Raw genomic sequence first — 17265 nt, 5'->3', positions numbered from 1 at the left:
GGTGGAGAGTCCGACATGATGATCCAGCTTGTCTTCTACGTCTTCGCTGCGGTGCTGATCGCATCGTCCGCGATGGTGATCTTCGCGAAGAACCCGGTCCATTCCGTGCTGTTCCTCATCCTCGGCTTCTTCAATGCGGCGGGGCTGTTCCTGCTGGCGGGGGCCGAGTTCCTGGCGATGATTCTGGTCATCGTCTATGTCGGCGCGGTCGCGGTTCTGTTCCTGTTCGTCGTCATGATGCTCGACATCGACTTTGCGAGAATGCGCGAGGGGCTGCAGCGCTACGCGCCGCTGGGCGCAGCCGTTGGCGGCGTCCTGTTCGCCGAGTTGGCGATGGCGGCGGCGCACTGGGCCAGTTCGCCGGTCATGCCGGAGCCGATTACGGGCGGCCTTGGCCAGCCGGGTGGTCCGATGACCAACACGGCGGCGCTCGGGACGCTGCTCTACACTCATTACATTCTGCTGTTTCAGGCCTGCGGCCTCGTGCTGCTGGTCGCGATGATCGGCGCGATCACGCTGACGCTGCGTGAAAAGCCGACGGGTCGCCGTCAGGTGATCGGCAAGCAGCACGAGCGCATGCGCGCGGACACGCTGGAGATGCTGACCCTGCCGCTGGGCTTCGGGATCGACGCCAATGGCGGGTTCCTGCGTCCGGCGAAGGGGTATTACGACACGGCGGTTCCGGGTTCCTACGGCGTGCCCGCCGCGCCGGAACCTCCCCGCGAAGAGGTCCGCAAGGTCGACGGAGACGCGCCATGAACGACGCTTTCGCTCAGATCGGTCTGGGGCCTTTTCTTACGGTCGGAGCGGCGCTCCTGGTTCTCGGCGTGTTCGGAATTTTCCTGAACCGGAAGAACATCATCATCATCATGATGTCGATGGAACTGATCCTGCTGGCTGCGAACATCAACCTCGTCGCATTTTCTGCGGCGTTGGGCGATCTGTCCGGGCAGGTGCTGACGGTCTTTGTGCTGACCATCGCTGCGGCGGAGGCGGCCATCGGCCTTGCCATCCTCACCGTCTATTTCCGCAACCGCGGCTCGATCCAGGTCGAGGACGTGGCGTTGATGAAGGGCTGACCGGCGATGCAGGCGGCATTGATCCTTTTCGCGATTGCTGTGCTTGCCCCGCTGGGCGGCGCCGCGATCTCCGGGCTCTTCGGACGGCGTCTTGGCGACGGCGTGGCGCAGTTCGTCTCGATCCTGTTCATGGTCGTGGCGGCGCTGTGCAGCTATGGCGCGCTGATCGGCGGCATGACGTCCGGCGCGATGCCGGGCGTCGCGCTGCTGGCGCACTGGGTCGACGCCGGGTCGTTCCATGCCGCGTGGGCGCTGCGTTTCGATACGCTGTCGGCGACGATGACGGCGATGGTGCTGACGGTCTCCCTGCTCGTCCACATCTACAGCGTCGGGTACATGTCTCATGACTCGATGCCGCGCTATCGTTTCTTCGCGTATCTGTCGCTGTTCACGTTCGCCATGCTCATGCTGGTGTCGTCCAATGACCTGATCCAGCTCTTCTTTGGCTGGGAAGGCGTCGGCCTCGCGAGCTACCTGCTGATTGGGTACTGGTTCCAGAAGCCGAGCGCGAATGCTGCAGCGATAAAAGCCTTCGTGGTGAATCGCATCGCTGACCTGTTCTTCATCGTCGGCATCGGTCTGCTGTTCGTCACCTTCGGGACCGTTCAGTACGACAACATCTTCTCGCTGGTCCCGGATCAGGCGCGCAATGCCTACATGCTGTTCGGCAGTCCGCATTCGCTGCTTGAGGTGATTGCGACGCTGCTGTTCGTCGGCGCGATGGGCAAGTCGGCGCAGTTGTTCCTGCACACATGGCTGCCGGATGCGATGGAAGGTCCGACGCCGGTTTCCGCGCTCATTCACGCGGCCACCATGGTCACGGCGGGCGTGTTCCTGATGGCGCGCATGTCGCCGCTGATCGAGTTCACGCCGTACACGCGGGAGTTCATTGTCCTGATCGGCGGGACGACGTGTTTCTTCGCCGCGACGGTCGGCATGGTGCAGCCGGACATCAAGCGAACCATCGCCTATTCGACATGTTCGCAGCTTGGCTACATGTTCGTAGCCATCGGCGTCGGCGCGTATCAGGCGGGTGTGTTTCACCTGACGACGCACGCCTTCTTCAAGGCGCTGCTGTTCCTTGGCGCTGGTTCGGTCATTCACGCCGTTCACGACGAGCAGGACATGTTCCGCATGGGTGGCCTGTGGCGGAAAATTCCCGTCACCTATGTGGTGATGTGGATCGGTAGCCTCGCACTCGCCGGCGTGTTTCCCTTTGCGGGCTACTGGTCCAAGGACGCGATCCTGAACGCGGCCTGGGCGTCGGGCAGCAGCGTCGGCATGTATGGCTGGGTTCTGGGTACGGTCACGGCCTTCATCACGGCGTTCTATAGCTGGCGGCTGCTTTTCCTGGTGTTCCACGGGAAACCACGCGACCAGCATCTGCATGACGGCGCGCATGAAAGCCCGCCGGTCATGGTCGCGCCGCTCGTGCTGCTATCCATTGGCGCGCTCGCGGCTGGCGCGGTGCTGGCGCCGCTTTATGTCGGTTCGAAGCAGGCGATGTTCTGGGCCGGGGCGATCGTCAACGCTCCGGGCAACACGATCATGAGCATGATCGAAGAGGTCCCCACGTTCATCGCACTGCTGCCGAGCGTCGCTGGTCTTCTGGGCATCGCTGCGGCCTATGTTTTCTACATCGTCAAACCTGAACTGCCTGCGTCTGTGGCCTCGTCGTTCCGACCGCTGTACCTGTTCCTGTTGAACAAGTGGTATTTCGACGAGCTGTATGACCGCATCTTCGTGGGGCCGTATCGTGCGATCGCCCGCCTGCTGCGTCGCAACGACGAGGGCGTAATCGAGAAAGCGCCGGTCGGGCTGGCGCGCCTGACGCTGGGCGGTGCGGTGCTGGCGACGCGTTCGCAGACAGGCTCCATCGCGATCTACGCGCTGTCGATGCTGATTGGTCTGGTGGCGCTCGTAACGACGGTGGTGTTCTTCCAGTGACGGACGCGATGCCTGTGGCCCTGTCGCGCCGTAAGCCGGGCGACGAGAGCGGCGGTCGTCCCGTCGGGTGTTTTTTGCGTGCTTTTCCGGCGCGTGAGGGGATGGGGCGCGCGCCTCTCCCGCACGTCCGTTCGATGGAGTTGAGACGATGAACTGGACACTTGCCCTGCCGGAGATCGTGCTGGCGGTCAGTGGTCTCGTGATCCTCGCCGCGGGCGTCCTGATGCGCAAGGATGAGGCGTTCCTCCCCAGCGCCACGTTGAGCGTTGCGGCGATGATCGTCTCCGGGTTTCTGGTGGCGACGTCTTCCAGCGGCGTCGGCTACGGCGATGTTTTCGTCGTGGACGCCTTTGCGCGCTTCATCAAGCTGCTGGTGATTGCGGGCGGCGTCGCCTCGATCACGTTGTCGATCGGGTATTCTGACGGCAAGAACGCCCTGCCGTTCGAAACGCCGATCCTGATGCTGTTTTCCACGCTTGGCGCGATGATCATGGCGTCGTCGGCGAACCTGATGACGCTGTTCGTCGGGCTCGAACTGTCTTCGCTGTCGATCTACATCCTCTGCGCCATTGAACGGGATCGGGTAGAGGCGGCGGAGGCCGGGCTGAAATACTTCATCCTCGGGTCTCTGGCGTCCGGGCTTCTGCTGTACGGCGCGTCGCTCGCCTACGGCTTCGCGGGGACGATGGAGTTTGCGCCGATCGCCGTTGAAATTAACGGCGCTGGCGCCCTGCCGGTGGGGCTGGTCATCGGCGTCGTGTTCATCGTCGTCGGTCTGGCGTTCAAACTGTCGGCCGTGCCGTTCCATATGTGGACGCCCGACGTCTATCAGGGTTCGCCGACTCCTGTGACGGCGTTCATGGCGGGCGCGCCGAAATTCGCCGCGTTCGCACTGATCCTGCGGGTGATGATGGGGCCGTTTGGCGCGATGTCGCCGCGCTGGCAGCTTCTGATCGAGGCGATTTCGGCGCTATCGATGCTGTTTGGCGCGCTGGCGGCGATCCCGCAGCGCGATATCAAGCGTCTGATGGCGTATTCGTCGATCGGTCATATGGGATACGCGATGATGGGCCTTGCGGCGGCGACCCCGGTGGGGACGCGCGGGACGCTGGTCTATCTGACGACGTATCTGGTGATGAATGTCGGCGTGTTCGGCGTCATCTCGGCCATGCGCCGTCGTGGGCGTGAGGTGACGACGATCGCCGATCTTGCCGGGCTCGGCCGTACCAACCCGGCGATGGCCATGGTGATGGCGATCTGCATGTTCAGCATGATCGGCGTGCCGCCGCTGGCCGGGTTCTTCGGCAAGTTCATGGTGTTTGGCGCAGCCTGGAACGCGGGCCTTTACGGGCTGGTCGCTGTCGGCGCGCTGTCTGCGGTGATCGGCGCTTTCTATTACCTGCGCGTGGTGAAGGTGGTCTATTTTGATGCATCGGCTGCGCCGTTCGACAAGCCTGCGCCGTCCATCGCGTTCGTGTCCGCCGCCATGGGGCTCGCGACGGTGCTTTTCCTTCTGGCGCTCGGTCCGGTGAGTGAAGCGGCCGGAGCAGCGGCGAAAGCTCTTGTCGGCTGAGTTCGTCCGGGAGGACGTCTCCGGTTGGCGGCTCGAGTTGCATGACGAGTTGTCCTCGACGTCCGACGTCTGCATAGAGCGCGCGGATCTCGGAGAGGCGGAGGGGCTCGCGCTACTGGCGCGCCGCCAGACCAAAGGCCGTGGCACGCGGGGGCGCGCGTGGGCCGATCCCGGCGACAGCCTTGCGCTCTCCGTGTTGATGAGGCCTGAAAAGAATGACCCTTCGGTCAGCGCGCCATGGTCGTTCATCAGCGCGCTGGCGTATTACGACGCGCTGGCCGATGGCGTGCTGACGCCGCGTCTGCGCGTCAAATGGCCGAACGACATCCTGCTGGATGGACACAAGCTGGCAGGCATTCTGGTCGAAGCCAGCGGCGGCGAAGGCGGATGGGTCGTGATCGGTTTCGGCGCCAATATCCGGCGCGCGCCGGAGGTGGAAGGCCGCACGCTGGCGTGCCTCGCGCAATACGATCCTGCGGCGGAGGCGACGACCGTGGCGCGACGGGTGCTGTCTGCCCTGACGCGTTGGCGCGCGGTGTGGGAACGCGACGGTTTCGCCCCGATCAGGCAGGCCTGGCTGGAGCGAGGGCCGCCTCGGGGCGCGCCCCTTGTGGTCAGCGGGGGAAAAACCTATGTTGAAGGCGAATTCGAGGGGATCGACGAAGGCGGAGAGCTTCTTCTGCGCTGTGGTCCGGAGTTGAAGCGCATAGTCACCGGCGAAATTTTGTACGGCGATGCGGCGTTAATAAAAATGGAAGCGCAAAATGCTTCTGGTCGTTGACGCTGGCAACACCAACGTCGTCTTCGCGGTGCATGACAGCGCCACATGGCGCGGAAGCTGGCGCATTTCGATGCAGCCGCAACGCACGTCGGACGAATACGCCGTTTGGCTGATGACCCTGCTGCAGGCCGCCGGACTGTCAGTACATGACGTCAGTCAGGCGGTGATTGGCACCGTCGTTCCGGCGGCGCTCTATCACCTGCGTCTGTTGTGCAGGCAGTATTTCCAGACCGAGCCGCTGATCGCGTCTTCTCGTCTGGATTGGGGGTTTCGTATTGCGCTCGATAATCCGGGGGAAGTCGGCGTCGACCGACTCCTCAACGGATTGGCGGCGCACAGGATTTACGGCGGTCCGTTGATCGTCATCGATTTCGGCACGGCGACGACATTCGACGTGGTGGATGTGGACGGGGCGTATTGCGGCGGGGTGATCGCGCCGGGGATTAATCTGTCGGTCGAAGCGCTGCACAAGGCGGCGGCCCGTCTGCCGCGCATCGGCGTCGGGCGTCCGGCGGGCGGGCTTGTCATAGGACGTGATACGAACTCGGCCATGCGGTCGGGCGTTTTCTGGGGGTATATCGGGCTGGTCGAGGGGATCGTCGAGAGGATCAGGCAGGAATTCGGGGCGCCGATGAAGGTGCTCGCGACCGGCGGTCTGGCTCCGCTCTTCTCGGAGGGAACGAGTGTGTTTGAACACATCGATCCTGAACTCACCATTAACGGTCTTCGGTTTCTGGCCGGGAGGAATCCCGCGCCACATCTTACAAACGACAAAGATTTGATTACGGAAGGATAATATCTAAAAATGAACGAAAATAAGGACGGTCTGGCCTTTCTGCCTCTCGGCGGAACGGGTGAGATCGGCATGAATCTCAACCTGTACAGGTTGGGCGACAAGTGGCTTGCGGTTGACTGCGGCATTGGCTTCTCCGGCAACGACACGCCGGAAGCAGAAATTCTCACGCCCGACCCGACCTACATCATGGAGCGCCGGGACAAGCTCGTCGGTCTGGTGATCACCCACGCGCATGAAGACCATCTCGGCGCGGTCGCGCATCTGTGGACGCGTCTCGGGTGCCCGATCTATGCGACGCCGTTCGCGACCGCCGTGCTTCGTCGCAAGCTCGGTGAGGCGCGCCTGCTGCAGCAGGTGAAAATCCACACGATCAAATGCGCAGGCCGCTTCAATGTCGGGCCGTTCGACATTGAGTTCGTTCCGGTCGCCCACTCGGTGCCGGAAGCGCAGGCGCTGGCGCTGCGCACACCGCATGGCCTGATCGTTCACACCGGCGACTGGAAGATTGATCCGACGCCGCTGGTGGGGCCGCCGACGGATCTGAAGCGTCTGAAGGAAATTGGCGACGAAGGCGTCCTCGCGCTGGTCTGCGACAGCACCAATGTGATGACGGACGGCGCGTCGCGCTCGGAAGCCGAAGTGCGTGAAGGCATGACGGCGCTGATCCAGTCGCTCAAGGGCCGCGTCGCGGTGACGTGCTTCGCCTCCAACGTCGCGCGTGTCGAGACCATCGCCATGGCGGCGCAGGCTGCGGGCCGCAACGTCGTGCTGGTCGGGCGGTCGCTGCGCAATCTCGACGTTGCGGCGCGTGAGTGCGGCTACCTCTCGGGCGTGCTGCCGTTCTTCTCGGAGCAGGAGGTCAATGACCTCGCCGACGACAACGTGGTCATGATCATCACGGGCAGCCAGGGCGAGCCGCGCTCGGCGCTGTCGCGAATCGCTTCGGACGTGCATCCGAACGTCTCGCTCGGCGAGGGCGATACGGTCGTCTATTCCAGCCGCATGATCCCGGGCAACGAGCGCGCCATCATGCAGGTGCAGGACAACCTGACCCGCCGTGGCGTGACGGTCCTGACTGATCGCGACGCGATGGTGCACTGCTCGGGTCATGCGACTGGCGACGATGTGCGGACGATGTACGATCTGATCCGTCCGCAATACGCCGTGCCGACGCATGGTGAATGGCGTCATCTGACCGCTCATGCGGCACTTGCACAAGAAAAAGGCATTTCGGCGATCCTGCTTGAGGACGGCGATATCCTGAATCTGTCGCCCGGCAAGGTCGAGGTCGTGGACACGGCGCCGACCGGTCGTCTGGCGGTGGACGGCAATCGCCTGCTGGCGATGGATGGCGATGTGCTTTCCGCGCGTCGCAAGATGCTCTTCAACGGCATCGTTCTGGGCAGCTTCGCGGTTGACGACGAAGGCTACGTGATCGGCGAGCCGAAGGTCAGCGCGCCCGGACTGCTCGACGCCGACGAACCGGAGAGCGTTCGCGTCAAGGAAGAGTTTGCAAGCGCCATCGACGAAATTCCGGACGAACTTCGGATGGACGACAACTCCTTCCGGGAGGCTGCGAAGACCGCGCTGCGCCGTGCGCTCGGGCGCAAGATTCAGAAGCGTCCGCTGGTCGACGTCCATGTGCTGAGGGTCTGAAGACCCTTGGCTCCGGCTACCCGCCCCGCATAGAAAAAGCGGCGGTCGGGTCGCCCCGGCCGCCGCTCATTCTTCAGCTTTAGTTATTTTTCTTATTCTTGTTAGGTATATATATCCGGCAATTTAGGTATGGGCAAGCGTTCGCGCGTTCACAAAAACGTTGCCGACGCTCCGTCATCCTGAATCCCGTTGCCCGGATTGCTTGCATCCCCTGCACGAGTAGGAGATAGGCGTCGGTCAGACTGACAACGAGCCGGTTTGACGCACCCGCGTCGGTTCTGTTCCACCGGCTTTCGGTTCCGCCCTTCCATCATCGAGAAAAGCCCCAATGCGCCTGTCACGCAGCTTTCTTCCCACACTCAAGGAAACGCCGTCCGACGCGCAGATCCCGTCGCACCGGCTGATGCTGCGGGCGGGTCTGATTCGTCAGACGGCTTCGGGCATATACGCCTGGTTGCCCGCCGGCCTGCGCGTGCTGCGCAACATCAGTCAGATCGTGCGGGAAGAACAGGACCGGATCGGCGCGCAGGAAGTGCTGATGCCGACGTTGCAATCCGCCGAGTTGTGGAAGCGTTCCGGCCGTTACGACGCCTACGGCCCCGAAATGCTGCGGATTCAGGATCGTCATGAGCGCGATCTGCTTTACGGACCGACGAATGAGGAGATGATCACGGACCTGCTGGGGCAGTCGGTGAAGTCGTACCGCGAACTGCCGCAGATGCTCTATCACATCCAGTGGAAGTTCCGTGACGAGGTCCGCCCGCGCTTCGGCGTGATGCGCGGGCGCGAGTTCCTGATGAAGGACGCCTACAGCTTCGACGCGTCGTATGACGCGGCCGTGGACACGTATCGCCGGATGATGCTGGCTTATCTGCGCACGTTCCAGCGTCTGGGCGTGCGCGCGGTGCCGATGGTGGCGGACACGGGACCGATCGGCGGCGATCTGAGTCACGAATTCCTCATCCTCGCGCCGACGGGCGAGAGCGGCGTGTTCTACGACGGCGCGCTGGAGAGCAAGGACTGGCTGAGCGACCCGATCGACGTTGACGACAGCGCGTCTCTGGCCGGCTTCTTCAACACCCTGACATCGTATTACGCCGCGACTGACGAGAAGCACGACGAGACCGCATGGGCCGCCGTGCCGGAAGAAAAGCGTCGTGAAGGCCGTGGAATCGAAGTTGGCCATATTTTCTACTTCGGGACGAAATATACCAAGTCCATGGATATTTCGGTCACTGGTCCCGACGGCGCGTTGCTGTACCCGGAAATGGGTTCATACGGCATCGGCGTGTCGCGTCTGGTCGGCGCGATCATCGAGGCGAGCCACGACGACGGCGGTATCGTGTGGCCCGAGAGCGTGGCGCCGTTCCGCGCTGCGATCCTGAACCTGAAAGTTGGGGACGCGGAATGCGACGCTCTGTGTGAGCGCCTGTATGACGCGGGCGACGAGCAGTTCCTGTATGACGACCGGACGGATCGTGCGGGCGCGAAGTTCGCCGACGCCGATCTGATGGGGCATCCGTGGCAGATGATCGTCGGCCCCCGCGGCGCCAAGACCGGCACGGTTGAATTGAAGCGCCGGGCCACCGGTGAGCGTTTTGAACTGCCAGCCGAAGAGGCGCTGGCGAAAGTTCTCGGGCGCTGATGTTCGGGCCCTTCGAGCGCGCGGTCGCCGGACGATATCTGCGCGCCCGCAAGGGTGAGCGCTTTGTGTCGGTGATCGCGATCTTCTCGCTGGTCGGCATTGGGCTTGGCGTGGCGACGCTGATCATCGTCATGGCGGTGATGAACGGATTCCGCGCCGATCTGATGGGCCGAATTCTCGGCCTGAATGGCGATCTCAGCCTGTATGGCGTGACGCGCTCGATCACCGATTACGATGACATCGCAGCCGAAGTCCGCAAGGTTCCGGGTGTGACCCAGGCGACGCCTTTGTTGGAAGGGCAAGTGCTGCTGAGTGCCGGTCCATATAGCTCCGGCGGCGTCGTACATGGCATGACGAAGCAGGGGCTGAACGACCTCAAGGCGATCAGTTCAAACATTATCGCCGGATCTCTTGATCAATTCGAAGGTGACGACGCGATAGCGGTGGGCGAGACGCTGGCCGAACGTGCGGGACTCGGGGTCGGATCGCAGCTGACGCTGGTGTCGCCCAATGGCGCTGCGACGGCGTTCGGCACTGTGCCGCGTGTGCGGGCCTATCATGTCGTCGCGATCTTTGACGCGGGCGTGAACGATTATAACGCCGGTTACGTGTTCATGCCGATGTCAGCGGCGCAGATCTATTTCCAAAAACCGAAGGCTGTCACCCAGATTCAGGTGATGGTGCAGGACGCCGACAACGTGCGTCCGGTGACGCGTGCGATACAGCAGGCTTTGGCAGATCCGCGCATCCGCGTGATGGACTGGACCAATAGCAACAATGCGTTCTTCGGCGCCGTGCAGGTCGAACAGAACGTGATGTTCCTGATTCTGACGCTGATTATCCTGGTCGCGGCGTTCAATGTGATTTCTTCACTGATCATGATGGTCAAGGACAAGACGGTGGACATCGCGGTCCTGCGCACGATGGGCGCGACGCGCGGGGCGATCATGCGCATCTTTCTGATGTGCGGCGCCTCGGTCGGCGTGACGGGAACGGCGTTCGGAACGCTGCTCGGCGTCGTGTTCTGCGAAAATATCGAGCGTATCCGGCAGGTTATGCAGCGTATTACCGGAACCAACCTGTTTAATCCGGAAGTTTATTATCTGGAGCACCTTCCGGCGAAGCTGGTCTGGGGGCAGGTGATCGAAGTGATCGTGATGGCTCTCGCGCTGTCGTTGCTGGCCACGCTGTATCCGTCATGGCGTGCGGCTAAAACCGACCCGGTGGAGGCGCTGCGTCATGGCTAAGTCTCCCGGTGATGTTGTGCTGCGCCTTCAGGGCGTGCAGCGATCCTATGTCAGTGGCGACGGGGAGCGTCTGAGCGTTCTCCGTGGCGTGGACTTCACTTTGCATGCGGGCGAGATCGTGGCGCTGGTCGCGCCGTCCGGCACGGGCAAGTCGACGTTGCTGCATGTCGCGGGCCTGCTCGATTCACCCGACGGGGGATCGGTCGAGATAGGGGGGCGGGACGCCACGCGCCTTTCGGATGGAGAGAGAACGGTCATCCGTTCGCACGAAGTGGGCTTCGTCTATCAGTTTCATCATTTGCTCGGCGAATTTACGGCGCGTGAGAACGTGATGTTGCCGCAGATGATCGCCTGGCGTGCGCGCGGCGCGGCGCGCCTGCGCGCCGACGCGTTGCTGGGCTCATTCGGGCTGGCGCATCGTCTGGATCACCTTCCGGGTAAATTGTCCGGCGGCGAGCAGCAGAGAGTGGCGATCGCCCGCTCTCTGGCCAATGAGCCCTCGTTGCTTCTGGCGGACGAACCGACGGGAAATCTCGATGTGCGCACGGCGGATGTGGTGTTCGAGGAGTTGCTGGGCGCCGTTCGACGGTCCGGGCTTGGCGCGCTGATCGCAACGCATAATGACGCTCTGGCCGCACGGATGGATCGCGTCGTGACGTTGCGTGACGGGGCTCTGGTCGCGCTTTAGAACCTTATCCGGTCAGACGGAATGGGCTGATCGGCTCAAGATGTTCGTCAAAACAGCAAGTCGAAGCCTTATCCGTGAACCTGTGTAACCGGATAAGGCCCCGGCCTGATCATTGAGCGGATTGTTCCGACGCTGCGCGGGAAAAAGTCAGCTCTTGTGCCTATGTCTGTGTGCATGGGCACGGGTTGTGCGGCGTATCCCGTTTTGGACGAAAGCGTTTGGACAGGGGGCGTCGCGCGGTAAATAACGACCCTGGGGCGCGTCTGCTGATCGAATGTTCAGCGGCGATGCGCCCGGGGGCGGCCTTATGCGGGCGCATGTCTTCGTTGGAGCAATCAGCTATGCCTTTCATGCGAACCGATCTTTGGCGTTGTGCGGTTGTTCATGCACCGATGACCGATCTGGTTGCGGCAGGATCACTGGCTGGCCGGAAAATCACCTGGCTCAACGAAACGCGGTCATTTCGCTTTCTCGCGGACCCTTTTGGTTACTGGCGTGACGGCGTGCTCCATGTTTTTGCCGAGGCGCTGGATTATCGTGACAAGCGCGGGCGTATCGACTGCCTGCGGTTTGACGTCGATTTTCGCCTTCTCGACCGTCAGAGCGTGCTCAACGAACCGTGGCATCTGTCTTATCCAGTCGTTTTCGAAGCCGACGGCGAGATCTGGATGCTGCCGGAAGCCTATCGCTCTGGCGCGTTGCGCCTGTATCGCGCGGCTCGGTTTCCGGACAAATGGGAGGTTGTCCCCGACTGGTCGTTTCCTGTGGCTGCGATCGACGCGTCCCCGGTCTGGCATGGCGGACTCTGGTGGATGTTCTTCTCTCCGCCCGGTTCGTCGGTTGAAAAACAGTCTTTGCTATGCGCTGCGTATGCCGAAAGCTTTTCTGGACCGTGGCGGCTTCATCCCAGAAATCCATTGCGTCGCGACCTGATGTCGGCGCGTCCCGGAGGCACGCCATTGGTCACGCCACAGGGCATCGTGCTGCCGACGCAGGACTGCACGCGAACATATGGCGGCGCCGTGTCACTGCTCGCTATCGACGAACTGTCGCCTGAGCTTTTTTCGGCGTCCGTGACGGGACATTTGATAATGCCGGATGCGTTCGCGCCGTGGGTGGATGGGCTGCACACGCTGTCGTCGGCGGGGCCGGTCACCCTGATCGACGCCAAAAGGGTCAGTCGCTTGCCCACGCGCCTCGCCTTTGACGCGCGCCGGTGGGCGGCTGGTCGCATTGGACGTGTGAGTCGGTGAACTGAGCAAACCTTTCGGCAGGTTCCCTGTTCCGGACATTGCTCTGGAGACGTCCATAATTCCCTCGTTTGGTCGATCATTTATTGGTGCGAGGAGAGGGTGGCGTGGATTTTTTTGTTGGTTATCTGGGATTGATCGTGAGCGGGCCGCCGAAGACAGGCCTTGAGGCGAGCGGCGCGGGATATGCCCGGCGTCCGGTGACCTTTGGCGCTTTGGGTGACGGTTCGCGAAGCGTTGCGACGTCCCTTTCGTACAGTTTCGGGGTCGCTGAAGCGGATTGGGGCGTTGTAACGGGCCTTGCGTTGTACCCTGACGCTCTTGCGTCATCGTCGCCTGTTGCCGTCTGGGAAACACCACCGCGCCATGTGCCGACGGGAACGACATTTCTCGTTCCGTCGGCGTCGCTGTCTTTGCTGATTCATGCGCGCGGCATATGCCCGGCGGGAGAAACATTGGGACAGGCGTCCGACGGAGGGGCTATCATCGCCGGGCAAACGGTGTCTATTCTCGATGGCGTTTTGGCCGCTGCGTCTACGGCTGCGACGATGAGCATGTCGCAACTGAGTAGTTTGCTCTCGCAACTTATGCGCGCTTTGCCGACGAGTGATCCTGAGGATGGCGTCTCGCTGTGGAGTAACGCCAATCTTCTGGCTATATCAGCAAAAGATTAAAATTTCTCAATAATGCTCTTGTTTCCCGTCGAGGTGGATGTGCGTGATAAAATTTTCTAAATGTAAAAATGTATTTTGATATCAATGTTTATGACGTCGATTTCGTTTCCTGGTTGCGATATTTTAGGGTGTTTCAAGGTGTATCCGTTTTATGAAAATGATGGATTCTCTGGAAACTATTTGAGAACGTCTGAATGTGGCGTTCTTCTATACGGCGGCAGCAATGTGTGTAGCATTTTTGTATAATTTACTGAAAATTCCTTATGGTGGGAAATTTCAGTAAATATCATCCTCATATTGAAAAATATAATAACCGCGCGCTACACGCCCATTGCGTGTCGCACGAATGCGCGTCGCAGGCGTGGCATTCTGTGCACTGCAGCGATCCCGAGGTCGCGGCCCAGACGCAAAACCGGGTTATTGTTGCTGAACAGGCGATCGAGTGCGTCCGTCGCGGCGAGCATCAGCATGTTCGCGGGCCGGCAACGTTTCTGGTAACGGGCCAGCAGCGCCGGGGAGCCCGGATCTTCGCCCTTCCGATGCGCTTCGATCAACAGTTCGGAAAGTGCGATCACGTCTCGGAAGCCGAGATTGAGGCCTTGTCCGGCGATCGGGTGAATGCCGTGCGCGGCGTCTCCTGCGAGCACAAGGCGCGTTGCGGTATAGCGCTGCGCATATTGCGCTGCGAGCGGATACACCCAGCGTCGTCCGACCGGGGTCACGTCGCCCAGACGGTCGCCGAGCCGACGTTTGAGTTCGCGGGTGAAGCTGGCTTCGGGAAGGGCGGAGAGACGACGGGCGGTCTCATCCTTTTCACTCCAGACCACCGCAGAGAGATTCGGGTGTTCCGCCGTGCCGCTCATAGGCAGCTGCGCGAAGGGACCGCCGGGAAGAAAATGCTCCAGCGCGCTGTTGTCGTGGGGAAGCTCGTGGGCGATGGCGCAGACGATGCCGCTCTGGCCGTAGGGCAGGCGGGTGATCGGGATGCCAGCCTGTGACCGGGTGCGGCTGCCACGTCCGTCGGCCGCGACGATCAGGCGAGCGTGGAGCACGCGTCCGTCTTTCGTTGTGACGATCGCGCCTTCCGTCGTCCGCGTGATCGACACGTCGGCGGGGGCGAGAAGCGTGACATTGGCGGATTCATTGAGCGTTGCGTTGAGAGCCACGCGCAGGGCGCGCGCTTCGGCCATCCAGCCAAAAGGCTGCGTTGCGTCCTCGCGCGAGAATTCGAGCGACAGCGGCGACGGCGGTTCGCCGGGGCGGCCATCGGTCACCAAAATCGATTCTATCGGGTTTGGCGTCTGCGGCAGGCGTTCCCACACTCCGGCTTCTTCCAGAAGGCGTTTCGGCCCGGCGGCGATGGCGTAAGCCCGGCCGTCGAAGTCGGGGTGCTCCATCGGCGGCAGAGGGGCGCGATCGACGATGCCAACGCTGATTCCTTCGCGGGCAAGGCGGCATGCGAGGGTCGCCCCGACCGGTCCTGCGCCGATGACGCATACGTCCACATGCGCCGGACTTGTTGCGCAGGCGTAAACAGGAGAAGCTGTATCCGGGCTCGTCATGATCTTTCCTTTCCGGCGCGCGGCGTCAGGGCGTCGCGGAGGGGGGAATTATGGAGCCCGTGCTGGAAATCGGGCCTGCCATGCGCGCGGAACTCATGGCATGCTTCACGCCTTGATACTATCCCGTCGCCGGTCCCGGTTGCGGGGCGCGTCAGGTCCCTTGGTTTGAAGGCCTGGACGCGCGGGGTGGAACATGAGGAGGAATCGGGGATGAAGCTCGTCACGGCTATTATCAAGCCATTCAAGCTCGACGACGTTCGCGACGCGCTTGCGCCACTGGGAATTCAGGGCCTGACCGTCTCCGAGGTGAAGGGTTTCGGCCGTCAGAAAGGCCAGACGGAGATTTACCGCGGCGCGGAATATCACGTCAGCTTTCTGCCGAAGATCAAGGTCGAAGTTGCGGTCTCTGACGCGCTGGTCGATCAGGTGGTGGAGGCGCTTTTGCAGTCCGCGCATACCGGCAAGATTGGCGACGGCAAGATTTTCGTCAGCGATCTGGCTCGGGTGATCCGTATCCGTACGCGGGAGAGCGGCGAAGACGCGCTGTAACACTCCACTCTCTGCTGCGGGCTACGAATGCGGCCCCTGATGGCCGGTTCGGCGGCGCGCAGTCGTTGCTCCTTCCCATTCGTATGAATTCGTGACGACGGGGCGTTTCTGATCAAGACGATGAAAAAGGGTCCCTGCGCGGTTCCGCAGACGCCTTGGCGGCGTTTTTTTGCAAAATTCGAAATCGGCACGTCTCTCGAACGGACGGCTTGCGCACGCCCGCAACTGGCGGGGCGGGTTGCGGCTGCGGCCCGTCGGAGACGGCGATGACGTCCGGCGCGGCGCTTCCGGTCTCTGGACGTCCATGGCGCGCGCTGTTTCCCGTTCTGACGTTCGAAGCCACCGAACGCTTCGGCTTTTATGGTTTGCAGGGCCTGCTGCTGCTGTATCTGACGCGCTCGCTGAACATGCCGGAGAGCGACGCCAATCTGATCGCGGCGAGCTTCAGCGGGGTTGCTTACGCCAGCACGCTGCTGGGTGGCGCGATTGGGGGGCAGCTGTTTGGCGCGCGTGCCGCGGCGATGGTCGGCGCGGCTCTGCAGGGTTGTGCGCTGGCAGCGGCTTGCGTGGCGACTGACGTCTGTCGTTTTCTTGGCGTCCTCGCGGCTGCGGCGATGGCGAACGGACTGACCCGGCCCAATGTGGCGACGCTGGTTCGCGATCTGAAGCAGCCCGGCGAACGCGCGGATGGCCTCTTCACGCTGTATGCTCTGGCGGTCAATCTGGGCGCCGCTCTGGCGTTTCTTGTCGCGCCGTGGCTGGCGCGCACGATGGGCTGGGCGCCAGCCTTCGGTTTGTGCGCGTTATGCGTGATCGTCGGAATGATCGTGCTGGGGGCCTCCGCTTCCCGAAGCGTGGCTGACCGTGCGCCTGAGAATGGTCAGCGCTGGAGGGGCGTTGCGGGACTGGCCGTCGTCGCGGGCGCCGTGTTGTGCGTATTTGGGGTGCTGAATGACCCGCGACTGGGGCGGTATGTCTTTCAAGTCACGGCGTGTGCGGTTCCGGCGTTCTGGGTGGCCATCTGGACGCGTTGTGGCGCGCGGGAGCGGCGGGGCGTTTTGATTGCGCTGTTGCTGATCGCGCAGGCCATGTTCTACGCCCTGTTCGACCAACAGACGACGTCGACCTTCATTCTCTTCGCGCTGCATGACGTCGGGAGTGATTTCCGGGTCGGAGGCGTTACGATCGCGCATTTGTCGGGCGCGCAGTTCGTGGCGGTGAACGCCGGGCTGACTATGGCGTTGGCGCCGCTGTTTGCACGTCTCTACCGGCGGCTTGGCAAGGTTGGGCGGGAGCCGCCGCTTCATACGAAATATCTGATCGGCTCTGCGTTCATTATCCTGTCGTTCGGGCTGCTCTGGCTGCTGATTCGACGTCAGGACGGGGGGATGCTGTCTCCCTGGGGGTTGACTGCCGGTTACGCGTTGATCTCGGTCGCAGGTCTGCTGATGAACAGTCTTGGGCTTGCTGTCGTCTCTGAATATGTGCCCCTGCGTTTCAACGGAGTAGCGACGGCGTTGTTTTACATTACGCTCGGAACGGCGATGTACGCGGGCGGCGTGCTGTCCAATGCGTTCGCGTTGCACGATCTGGCCGCGGCCGCGTCGCCGGAGGCCGTAAGGGGCGTGTTCGAACGGTTGTTCCGTGATTTCGCCCTGCTGGCAATCGCCGGATTCTGCATTGTTCTAGTCCTTCAACCTGTGCTCAGGCGGATGCAAGGCAGTTACATGCGCCGCTGAGTGCGGCGGCGTTTCGTCTGTGGTCTGGTGATTTTGTCGATCTGACGTTTGCCATTTCCGTAAGGGATAAACTTGCAGT

General features: G+C 62.2%; 15 protein-coding genes. 14 read left to right on the top strand and 1 reads right to left on the bottom strand.

Annotated features, from left to right (window positions below):
• The first annotated feature begins 15 nt into the window (after positions 1-15).
• The 12 genes from G442_RS0107300 (at position 16) to G442_RS0107245 (ending at position 13336) form a co-directional block, all read left to right on the top strand.
• Entirely contained in the window at positions 16-759 is a 744-nt protein-coding gene (locus G442_RS0107300) for an NADH-quinone oxidoreductase subunit J (protein WP_169720792.1), read from the top strand.
• Positions 756-1079 (top strand): NADH-quinone oxidoreductase subunit NuoK, encoded by a 324-nt coding sequence (nuoK, locus tag G442_RS0107295; protein ID WP_026397464.1) that lies wholly within the window; start codon positions 756-758, stop codon positions 1077-1079. Before G442_RS0107300 ends, nuoK begins: the two co-directional genes overlap by 4 nt.
• Positions 1080-1085: 6 nt before the next feature.
• Positions 1086-3026 carry an NADH-quinone oxidoreductase subunit L gene (gene nuoL, locus G442_RS0107290; protein ID WP_026397463.1) on the top strand — a complete coding sequence of 647 codons (1941 nt, stop codon included), beginning with the start codon at positions 1086-1088 and terminating at the stop codon, positions 3024-3026.
• Between the two features lie 148 nt (positions 3027-3174).
• Complete coding sequence (gene nuoN, locus G442_RS0107285) at positions 3175-4599, top strand: NADH-quinone oxidoreductase subunit NuoN (RefSeq protein WP_026397462.1); 1425 nt, start codon at positions 3175-3177, stop codon at positions 4597-4599.
• Positions 4589-5380, top strand: a complete 792-nt coding sequence (locus G442_RS0107280) for a biotin--[acetyl-CoA-carboxylase] ligase (protein ID WP_026397461.1) — start codon at positions 4589-4591, stop codon at positions 5378-5380. The genes nuoN and G442_RS0107280 overlap by 11 nt, the downstream gene beginning before the upstream one ends.
• Positions 5364-6176: a type III pantothenate kinase gene (locus G442_RS0107275; protein WP_026397460.1), complete on the top strand. Its 813-nt coding sequence runs from the start codon at positions 5364-5366 to the stop codon at positions 6174-6176. The genes G442_RS0107280 and G442_RS0107275 overlap by 17 nt, the downstream gene beginning before the upstream one ends.
• 9 nt (positions 6177-6185) lie before the next feature.
• The gene (locus tag G442_RS0107270; protein WP_026397459.1) at positions 6186-7832 is read left to right on the top strand and encodes a ribonuclease J; all 1647 of its coding nucleotides are present in this window, start codon (positions 6186-6188) and stop codon (positions 7830-7832) included.
• A 328-nt stretch (positions 7833-8160) separates the two neighbouring features.
• Complete coding sequence (proS, locus tag G442_RS0107265) at positions 8161-9477, top strand: proline--tRNA ligase (RefSeq protein ID WP_026397458.1); 1317 nt, start codon at positions 8161-8163, stop codon at positions 9475-9477.
• Positions 9477-10724 (top strand): lipoprotein-releasing ABC transporter permease subunit, encoded by a 1248-nt coding sequence (locus G442_RS0107260; RefSeq protein WP_026397457.1) that lies wholly within the window; start codon positions 9477-9479, stop codon positions 10722-10724. Before proS ends, G442_RS0107260 begins: the two co-directional genes overlap by 1 nt.
• Positions 10717-11412, top strand: a complete 696-nt coding sequence (locus G442_RS0107255; protein ID WP_026397456.1) for an ABC transporter ATP-binding protein — start codon at positions 10717-10719, stop codon at positions 11410-11412. Before G442_RS0107260 ends, G442_RS0107255 begins: the two co-directional genes overlap by 8 nt.
• 392 nt (positions 11413-11804) lie before the next feature.
• A complete protein-coding gene (locus G442_RS0107250) occupies positions 11805-12665 on the top strand; it encodes a glucosamine inositolphosphorylceramide transferase family protein (protein ID WP_211229126.1) in 861 nt (286 codons plus the stop codon).
• A 104-nt stretch (positions 12666-12769) separates the two neighbouring features.
• A complete protein-coding gene (locus G442_RS0107245) occupies positions 12770-13336 on the top strand; it encodes a phage tail fiber protein (protein ID WP_026397454.1) in 567 nt (188 codons plus the stop codon).
• Positions 13337-13656: 320 nt separating this feature from the next.
• Here G442_RS0107245 and G442_RS0107240 read toward each other — a convergent pair whose 3' ends face one another.
• The gene (locus G442_RS0107240) at positions 13657-14898 is read right to left on the bottom strand and encodes a UbiH/UbiF/VisC/COQ6 family ubiquinone biosynthesis hydroxylase (RefSeq protein ID WP_051292072.1); all 1242 of its coding nucleotides are present in this window, start codon (positions 14896-14898) and stop codon (positions 13657-13659) included.
• A 210-nt stretch (positions 14899-15108) separates the two neighbouring features.
• On the opposite strand from G442_RS0107240, the gene G442_RS0107235 reads away from it, so the two are divergent.
• Both G442_RS0107235 and G442_RS21310 read left to right on the top strand, forming a co-directional pair.
• Positions 15109-15447, top strand: a complete 339-nt coding sequence (locus G442_RS0107235; protein ID WP_026397452.1) for a P-II family nitrogen regulator — start codon at positions 15109-15111, stop codon at positions 15445-15447.
• 209 nt (positions 15448-15656) lie between these two features.
• Positions 15657-17186, top strand: coding sequence for an oligopeptide:H+ symporter (locus G442_RS21310; RefSeq protein WP_146882408.1), 1530 nt, complete (start codon positions 15657-15659; stop codon positions 17184-17186).
• Positions 17187-17265 lie beyond the last annotated feature (79 nt).

The sequence above is a fragment of the Acetobacter nitrogenifigens DSM 23921 = NBRC 105050 genome, from assembly GCF_000429165.1.
In the GTDB taxonomy this organism is placed as follows: Bacteria; Pseudomonadota; Alphaproteobacteria; order Acetobacterales; family Acetobacteraceae; genus Acetobacter; species Acetobacter nitrogenifigens.
This window is presented reverse-complemented; position numbering and strand designations above follow the sequence as displayed.